The sequence below is a fragment of the Xenorhabdus miraniensis genome, assembly GCF_002632615.1.
The window spans coordinates 1-9,648 of the sequence record NZ_NITZ01000036.1; the positions used below are offsets into that span (position 1 = coordinate 1).

At 44.8% G+C, this 9,648-nt stretch carries 4 protein-coding genes and 2 pseudogenes; all 6 read right to left on the bottom strand.

Features of this window, described 5'->3' with window-relative positions:
* Positions 1-69 precede the first annotated feature (69 nt).
* Positions 70-2,082 (bottom strand): type VI secretion system Vgr family protein, encoded by a 2,013-nt coding sequence (locus Xmir_RS20320; protein ID WP_244170997.1) that lies wholly within the window; start codon positions 2,080-2,082, stop codon positions 70-72.
* 642 nt (positions 2,083-2,724) lie between these two features.
* A complete protein-coding gene (locus Xmir_RS20325) occupies positions 2,725-5,169 on the bottom strand; it encodes a toprim domain-containing protein (RefSeq protein WP_099115847.1) in 2,445 nt (814 codons plus the stop codon).
* Positions 5,170-5,276: 107 nt separating this feature from the next.
* Positions 5,277-5,483, bottom strand: a pseudogene (locus Xmir_RS20330) (helix-turn-helix transcriptional regulator).
* A gap of 130 nt (positions 5,484-5,613) precedes the next feature.
* Positions 5,614-6,885: a tyrosine-type recombinase/integrase gene (locus Xmir_RS20335; RefSeq protein ID WP_099115848.1), complete on the bottom strand. Its 1,272-nt coding sequence runs from the start codon at positions 6,883-6,885 to the stop codon at positions 5,614-5,616.
* 490 nt (positions 6,886-7,375) lie between these two features.
* Positions 7,376-8,164, bottom strand: a pseudogene (gene ttcA / locus Xmir_RS20345) (tRNA 2-thiocytidine(32) synthetase TtcA); the annotation flags it as partial.
* A 352-nt stretch (positions 8,165-8,516) separates the two neighbouring features.
* On the bottom strand, positions 8,517-9,648 hold a 1,132-nt coding region (locus tag Xmir_RS25980; RefSeq protein WP_244170998.1), incomplete at its 5' end, for a thioesterase domain-containing protein.

Below are 9,648 nucleotides of genomic sequence, written 5' to 3' on the forward strand. Positions count from 1 at the left end.
AGCGCTCCAGCATTAAAAACAGATCAGATTCTGCCGCACCATCAATAATGGCGTAGAGTTTTTCCTGACTCATTCGGGCTTCTCCTTTTCTTTCATTGGACAGTGAGCGACAAACATGGCGCCTTCGCTGGCTGCGGCCAGCAGGATGGCGGGGTTAGCGGGCGCCAGTAAATCACCGGGGCTACCACCGGAGTTCAGGTTAATCGCCGCGCCTTTGATATCAATTCCGCCTGCATGCAGCACAACAAAATTTCCACCGACATTCAGGGTGATTTTGCTGCCGCTTTGCAGGGTAAGATCTCCCTGCGCATCCACACTGACTACCCCCTGAATTTTTTCAGCCAGATCGCCTTTGAGCTGTAACGCACGGTCACCATCAATCTGTTCAATATAATTGCCGGTGGTTTTATGCTCCTGCTGGCCTTCTACGGTCACCTTGCGATTGTTGGCTATCACCAGTTCATCGTCATGACCGATGCTGGTTGTGCGGTCATAGTTAATGCGTTCCCCGCGTGAATTGCGCACTTGAATAGCAAGATTTTTCTGGGCGTGAATAAAGACCTCTTCGCGATCTTTCTCATCCTCAAAGCGCAGTTCATTAAACCCTTCGCCTTTATGGGTTTTCGAGCGGATCGACATCTGGGTTTTCGCCATAGGCAGGCGGTTTGGCGGGATGTTGTTGGCGTGATAAGCCCGTCCGACAATAATCGGTTGATCAGGATCGCCGTGGACAAAATCCACCAAAACTTCGTGACCAACACGGGGAATGGCAATCATGCCCATTAATTGCCCTGCCCACGCCTGACTGACACGAACCCAACAAGAACTGCGATCATTGAATTCACCGTACCTGTCCCAGTCAAACTGGATACGAACGCGTCCATGCTCATCACAGAAAATTTCTTCGCCTTCCGGCCCGACAACCGTCGCGATATGCGGGCCTGCCATTTGGGGTTTCGGGTAGGGGGAAGGACGATAAGCATTTTTTCGGGTGGTGAAGGTAAATTGGTTAGACAGCCATGTGCCGCCATCGCCGGACTGAGTTTCATCTGCCTGTGGCTGACAGCCGGAATGGATTATCTGAATGAGTTGCCACTGGTCGTTAAACGTCTCTTTGGGGTAGTCGGTCAGGTCAAACAACTGCCCCGGCCACATAGCAAAACAGTCACCGTGACCGTTGCCAAGCTGAGTATCCCGGCGCAGGTATTCTAGACGATACTGGCTTGCCCGCTGTCCTAACTCATCATCTTTATAACGGCTGGGGAAATCGTAATAGTGATAACTGTTCAGTCTTCGCTGATTGTCAAGATTACGTCCTTCGTACCAGAACTCCCGATTCCAGCGAGGGTTTTTAAACGTTCTGTCTTTAGTCGTGATATTGGCAACGCCAACCTGTTCTGACCAGCTAAACTGACGGATACAGGTTGTTGTGCCTGTTACATCCGTTTCCGGACGATAAGGGACCGTAATCACTTTATTGAGCGACAGGCAGGAATCATGGAAAATGATACGTTGCTCGTGTTGTTCCTGATCAAAAGTAAAATAGTAAAAAATCCCTTCATCCGCCAGTAAACGCTGAATAAAGGCCAGATCGCTTTCATCATACTGAACGCAAAATTCCCGTGGCGGGTGTTTATAACCGAGCGCAAAGAAAAAACTACGCACCCCATTTTCCCTGAGCAGGCTTTCCACAATATCCACAACAGACTGATTTTGGAAAATCCGGCTATTGACCCGTAAGGATGCGCGCCATAAGGGCGGCTGAAGGGTGATACGGTAGTGGCTTTGATGGCGCCCGGTTGATTGCAGTGAAAAATGTGTCACCATTCCCGTGACTTGCCGTTCAATTTGCCCGTTACGATGTACAGCAAAAGCGGCGCTGCTGTCCAAAACATCGGCAAAGTTAATTTCCGGGGTTTTACAGGTCAGTGTGGCTTCCAACCGAAAGGGGGAAGACAGTGATTCGTGAAGTGAAAAATCGACGACAGCGAAAGTTTGTTCAGGTAAATTTTCTGTAATCAGCGTAAATACCAAACCTGAGCGATCAAGGAGTTGATTGATTTTATCCATTACCCTGCTCATTTGTGCTCTCCGTAATCTTTTGGTGTATCAATCCTTATTTACTGCTTGAATAGTAAAAATAATTTAAAAATTAAACTATTATTGCATGCTTTTGGTACAGCACGGTGCAGAATATAATAGAATTGTTTATGCATACAACTATGAAGAAAAGCCCATCAGGCAAATTGTGATTAACTTCTCTTCTAAAATAAAATCAGGCAATTACCTAACTGTAATTTCACGTAACACAATAGATTCAAATTACACTGACGCGCTACGCTTGTCTTCTATGGGTTATCTGGTTAATACATTAACCAGATAACCCATAGAATCTGAAAAATATTATTCCTGCCAGAAAAACTATTTTTCACAATCCTACCCTATTAAAGAATTAGCAATAAAACTGTTCACCCTGTTCACCTTTGATAATTTTCATTTAAATTCATATTGTTAAATGATGATGACTTGAAATCAGACTCATCACCACTCTTCACCTACCGTTCACCTTCAAATCAGGATAAGGTGAATAGTGATGAAGACTTGTGAACAGTTTAAAAATAACTATTCACCCTATAATGTATTGATATATTTAGTTTAAATTATAGGGTGAATAGTGGTGAACACTTTTTTATATTTCTTTGAAAAATGTCTGTAATGAAGAAATTATTCTTCTGGCAGGTTATCCCTTGCCAGTTTTGGCATCCACTCAATGGCGGTATCGATATTCAGATTCAGATTGCTGCGAATGCCGTATTTGCTTTTCTTGCGTAGGTAATGCTGGCCGTATTCTGCCAGTGCGCCCGGCATATCCATACCAAAACGGGTCACGGAAACAGGTTTATTCAAATTATTACCTTTCATATAGGCAAGGTAGGCATGATAAAGGTACTTACGGGGATTGAACGGCACAATCTCCGCATTGCCGATTAACAAGCCGTCAGTTTCATTAGACGCAATCAGGTAGCCGCAGAAATCGACTAATGGATCGGTGCCACGTTTGATATCCAGTGCTTCTGCGGACTTTTGTTGCTCTGCCAGTAAACACCTTGCTGCTTGTGGGTCAGCAAACCTATGCAGCAGATGTCGGATAATCACGGGCAATTCTGCCGCGATTTTATCCCGCAGAAGTGGATCACGTTCATTTTCGGGCACAACTTCGGAAAAGTTGAAAATCACTCTACGCCGTGATACGCCACCACTGCGATCACTGAAACTCATGGCATTATTGTTTACCGCCAAGACCACCGCAGGAATACGGGTTGAATAGGGTTGTTTGTGCTTCGGGTCAATGGCTACTTCATCCCCGCCTGTAATGGCCTTAATGCCGGAACCATCGCCCACATAACGAGTCTGGTCCGGCAGGATAATCAACGAATAACCGACAATTAGCGCCCGTTCTCGTGGGTTTTCCAGTGCCGCCATACTCGCAGAAACAGTGTTGCCTTTGCCTGCCAGCATTGAACAGATTTCAGCAAAGATGCTTTTACCACTGCCTCCGGCACCGGTGATTTCCAGAAACAACTGCCAGTCGTAACGGTTTGCCAACACCATAAACAGGGCTGCCAGTACGCGATCAAACTTATTCTCACAATTGGCCGTTGCTCGATTGAGCCAACGCCAAAAATACGGAGCATGGTCTTTCAGCGTTTCCCCCGAAGCAGGGGAATTGAACACAACATCATTGGCAAGCAGCAACCAGTCACTTTTACGATGAGGTCGGAACTGGCAGGCTTTCAGGTCAAACACGCCGTTACTGAATCCGATTAAGTGGCGTTCTGGCGGTTGCATCATAGGAAGCTGCAATTTCAGGGCATCCACCGCAGAACTAACACCATGTGGTGAGTACGGCAGTTTCTCTTCCATAAAGGCAACCACCATTTCCCGCTTTAAATCGCGGTCACTGATCGGATGCCAGACAATACCGTCATAGTGATGGACGGTTTCCGAAGCGCCATCCAGCGCTAAATCACCGTCATAGCGTGCCAGTAATACTTCCCCACGCTGGCTGGCTCCCATCTGACATAATGTCAGTTTAGAAGGCTCGGTATCATTGGGCTTAATAACTGCTTTTTTCTTGTTTGATGTTGGTTGATAAAGCCCCTGAGCAAAGGCCTGCTTTGCTCTTTCCACGCCGTGTTTCTGTCGGTAATCATCCCAATCAGCTTTATGCTTTGTAGGCGGCAATGTAACCCAACCATTAACCGCTAGAGCTGCTTTTTCTGCTGAGATCTTGCCGATATTGACTTTGGGTTTGCCGTGCTTATCCAGTTCATCAGAGTAATGCCAGTCATTATCTGCGGCAATAATGATTTTTGTGTCTGCCCAGCGTTCCCGAACAGCGTTGGCAACAGATAATAAATTGCCCGCATCCAACGCCGCCAGAACGGTGCCAGTATAAAGTTGGTTAACGGTCAGTGCCGTGGCGTAACCTTCGGTAATGATCACCGTATCGGGGTGTTCTTCCTGTGCTGACAAGGCAATAAACGAACCTGTCTTTTTGCTGCCAGACAGTAATTTTTTCGTTCCATCCTGTTTAATAATCTGCGCACCGGTGATTTTTTTATCCAATGTTGCCAGAGGCAATAAAGTCGAATTATTGAGCAAAAGCCGCTGATTAGGGCAGTGCAACCCTTTTGCGATCAAATAGGGAGATTGTCCGGCGACAGTCTGCTTCATCAGTGCCGCGACGCTTTCGGCAATGGGCTGTGTCGGATAAGTGATTTCTCTGGCTGGCTTGGGTACAGGCAAAGGCAATGCCAATGCCAGTACATCCGCGACAACTTTGGCTGCTTCCGTAATTGTGATCCGGTTGGTTTTTGCCACTAAATCCAGCCCGTCACCGTAGTTCGGGGCATCACATTGGCGGCAGTGCCAGTTGCCGTGATGATGGTCGTCGATAAAGTGAAAACGGTCGGTGCCGCCACAGACAGGGCAGGCACCATGTTTTCCTTTTGCCGGAATATCAATACCGCAAGCGGGCAGTAGATTTTGCCAGGAATACATCGCGGATGTTTTTACGGTCTGGATCAGATCAAGTAGTTTTTGACTGCCCGCTGTTTTTTGAACTGTAAATTCAGGGCGAGTTTGGGTATGCTGTGTATCAGCCATCATTTTTACCTTGCTTAATGGTTGTTGGTGAAACGCCTCAGATGTGTCCGACCACTCTGGGGCGTTGTGTTTTATGTTCTGTTTTTTATGTCATCGTCTTTTCTGTGTTATGCCGCTCGTGATTCGGCGATCCGTTGTGCAATCCAGCCATCAACCTCTGTTTCAATAAAGGCCACGGAACGCGGACCAATCTTGACCTGCTTCGGGAATTCACCATCACTAATCAGTTTGTAGATCTACGCTTTGCTGTAACCCGTCCTGCGTTGTACTTCCGGCAAACGGATCAGGCTTGTTTTTAATGCTGTCATTGTCATTCTCCTGTTACCGAGTCCTTGAGCGCTCCCCGTGGACGTTGTTTGATGACAGACGGATTATTTAAAAAACAAGACTTAATGAACAACGTTAACTCTTTTTCTCCCGATACGAATTAATTTTTATGTTGCATTAACGGTTTTTTCTGTCGCGCAGCGGTTTGGCGAAGTCATAGGGTGTGATGGATTTTTCCCGGTTTGCGTCCAGATAATCCGCCCACCACTGCATCATCAGCCGCCGTTCATCCAGATGTTTAGACGTGTGGATATACGCTGCCCTAACGCTGTTTCGTTCGATATGGCTGAGCTGGCGCTCGATGGCGTCATCGCTCCAAAGACCTGATTCCCCCATTGCCCCGCGTGCCATTGTGCGGAATCCGTGTCCACATACCTCGGTTTGAGTGTCGTAGCCTATGTTGCGTAAAACTCTGTTAACCGTTGTTGCATCCATGACTTTCGTGGAATGATAAGCGCCGGGAAACATCACATCACTGTTACCGCTCAGTTTGTGCAGGGTTTTGATAAGCCGAGCTGCCTGATGGCTTAAAGGCACAATGTGATCAGTTTTCATTTTCATACCGCGTTCAGAAAAGGGAACACCATTGATGGGGGATCGTGTGGCAGGAATTTTCCACAGGGCATTTTCAAGATCGATTTCCTGCCAGCGGGCGAATCTTAATTCGCTCGCGCGGACAAATGTTAATAGTGTCAGCTCTACGGCTATTTTGAATGTTAAGTGTCCACGGTAGGTGGATAAGCGTCTCAGGAAATCAGGTAAATCTTCATGGGACAGAGCCGGGCGGTGGTGACATTTTGCGGTAGTCAATGCGCCTGCCATGTCGTTAGCCGGATTGTATTCCAGAATGTCATTCTGGACGGCGTAACGCATAATCGACGTGATGCGTTGGCATAAACGTTGAGCGGTATCATGCTTGCCTTGTTCATCAATGGCTTTGACCGGAGCTAAAAGTTGGCTAGTGCGTAATGTGGTAATATCACGTGTGCCAATGCAGGGGAAAATATGTTGTTCAAGGCTACGTAGTATTATCTGACGATAATGTTCATCCCAGCGCTTATTACTGGCATGCCAAACACGGGCGACTTGTTCAAAGGTATTCACTTTGGCCGGAGAAGATGTATTTTTTTTCTCTGCTTTAGGGTCAATGCCCTGTGCCATCAGCTTCTTAACTTCATCGCGTTTGACACGAGCTTCGGCTAATGACACGGCTGGGTAGACACCAAACGCCATCCGGTTTTCTTTTTTATCAGTGGGGCGATGGTACTTCATGCGCCAATATTTAGATCCGCGTGGCGTGATCTCTAGATAGAGGCCTCCACCATCGGCAAGTTTGTAGGTTTTTTCTTTGGGTTTTGCGGTTTCGACTTGTCGTGCGTTTAGTTTCATTATTAGGGCATCTCTATAATCGAATAGTCATCATCAAATGGTAAGTGCCCCAGATTATGCCCCTCACTACATCTTGATTGCAACAGACTAAACTAGACGTAAAAACAAGAGATCATACTGATTTTGTTGTAGTTTATAAAAATTATTTTACTTCGCTAGACCTCACTGGAAGTTGACATGGTTCCAGTATCAGCAAACAACTGCTATCGTGACAGTCATGATGATCCCCCTCTGAAAAAGTATAATAATATCAAATTAACGCTTTGGAGTTATGAAAAAAGAATTCAAGCAGCCTTTATTACAGGCTGCTTGGGATATACAGAGGAATGCCGACAGGCACAATCATGTGCACTATCAGTGGGGGCATTAATTTAAATATGTGCTTTTAAATGTTTGTAACATCAATAAACATTGCTTCATCAATGTTCGTTGATGATACGACCGCTTCGTTAAACGCATACTCTTCTCTTTCTCCCTCGCGGGACAATGGCAGGTTAACAAAGTCGAAAAGCGTTCTATCGGCTAATTGGCTTGGGCTGACATTTTGCAGGGATTTGAAAATACTTTCTACTCTGCCCGGTGTTTTCTTGTCCCAATCCACCAACATTGCCTTGATTGCCTTGCGCTGTAGGTTTTCTTGGGAACCACATAAATTGCAAGGAATGATTGGGAATTCTTTGTGTTCCGCATACTTAATCAGATCTTTTTCCCGGCAATATGCCAGCGGCCTTATGACGACATTACGGCTATCATCAGAACGCAGCTTTGGCGGCATTGCTTTCATTCGTGAACCGTGAAACATATTAAGAAACAGGGTCTCAACAATGTCATCTAAATGATGTCCAAGTGCAATTTTCGTCGCCCCAATTTTTTCTGCAAAAGAATAGAGCGTGCCCCGGCGCAATCTTGAACACAAGCCACATGTGGTTTTGCCTTCCGGTACTTTTTCTTTCACCACTGAGTACGTGTCTTTGTCGACTATGTAGTAGGGAATATCCAGGCTTTCAAAATATTGAGGTAAGATGTACTCAGGAAAACCAGGCTGTTTCTGATCAAGGTTTACTGCAACGACTTCAAATTTTATTGGCGCAGCCTTTTGCAGATTCAATAGAATATCTAACATCGCAAATGAATCTTTGCCGCCACTGATACATGCCATTACAACATCATTATCTTCAATCATATTGTAATCAATAATAGCATTACCAACACTTCTCCTCAGGCGTTTCTGGAGCTTGTTGAATTCAAGTGTTTCTTTTCTCGTATCTTTCTGATTCATTGCGACTTCTCACCATTGCCGATCGTATCGACGATAGATTTCTTATAGGGATTCTTTGCAGGGGGTGGATTATACGGATTTTTCTTTTTGTTTGAAACAGATCTGTGTCTAATCAAGCCCAGTCCGGTTATGAAGGAACACCAGTTACCACCATTGCCTGTGATATTGCTATGCCATGGTGAAGACCTAACTTAACCCCATCATCAGACGAAGGTTGTTGCAAAGCTGGATAATCGCTCAAATTATCAACTAAAGTTAATTCTATTGGAGATTGCGCAAACAAAGTTTTTTGATCAAAAAGAGGTAAGAAAATATGAGGCCAGCAAAACTGGCCTCATTAATCGTAAGCAAATTAACTTATATTATCTCTAATTGATAACGTGTTGATTATTTCTGTGCTGATAATGGAAACGGCTTCAATAATATTCTCATGATAAAAATCATCAACCAATGTAATTACTAATGGATTGACTGTGAATTGAGAAATATTATTATCCGGGATTTTCCTTGTTAATTGCCTAAGCTCAAATCCAACGCCTTCTTTATAATATGGGTTTGTTCTGCCCGCTTTAAATAAGGTGATGTTGGTATGTGTCAACTTCCCACTTAAATTACCATTAGCTATGTTAAGTTCAAACGGCATTGCTCCCAATACTGTATTGATATAAGCCTCGCTTACCCCCATTTCCTGCAATTTTTGGGTGGCTTTCTTATATTCACTTGGCATATCCATTTTATTCCTAAGATCTTTTATCTCATCGTTATTGATAACAGTATCTAATAAGAACAAATGAATCTCTTTTGCGCCTAGCTGCTCTAATTGAAATGCAATTTCTATAGCTAATTGCCCTCCCAATGACCAACCTAAAATGCGAATAGGTTTATCAATAGAAGTTTCTGTCAGGATTAACTCCATGTAGATTTGAGTTATCTTCTGTAGAGAATCTATTTGATTATCCATACAGTGATTATAGTTATTGATGCCTATGCAGTTATACGCATCAGATAATGTATTTGCCAGAGAAGCATATACTTCACTACCGCTATTAGCCGGATGAACCATAAACAGTTTATTGGTTGCCGTTGATTCTGGTGTTAAGAAATTAAGTAAATCAGGTTTAACACTGCCTATTTCCAACCATTGAGCTAACAAAGCAATACATTTGTAGCTAAACAAAATAGTTAAAGGAATATCAATGTCTATTTCATTGCGTATTGCTGCGGTCAGTTTAATCGCTGTTAAGGAATTGCCACCAATGCGGAAGAAGTTATCTTCAATGCCAACCTGCTCCAATCCCAATATTTCTTGCCAGATAGCACACAGTTGGGTTTCCAGTGCATTGCGGGGAGCGACATAATTGTCTTGGTTTTCCCATGCCGGTTCTGGCAAGGCGCGGCGATCCAGCTTGCCGTTCAGGGTCAGCGGCACAGATGCAATGCGGGTAAAGCTGGCCGGCAGCATATAATCCGGTAAACGGCCGAAG

What these genes read in the sequence shown, in the direction of transcription:
- Xmir_RS20335 (WP_099115848.1), bottom strand. Translation starts at nt 6,885, where the DNA reads ATGAAACTAAACGCACGACAAGTCGAAACCGCAAAACCCAAAGAAAAA.
- Xmir_RS20325 (WP_099115847.1), bottom strand. Translation starts at nt 5,169, where the DNA reads ATGGCTGATACACAGCATACCCAAACTCGCCCTGAATTTACAGTTCAA.
- Xmir_RS20320 (WP_244170997.1), bottom strand. Translation starts at nt 2,082, where the DNA reads ATGAGCAGGGTAATGGATAAAATCAATCAACTCCTTGATCGCTCAGGT.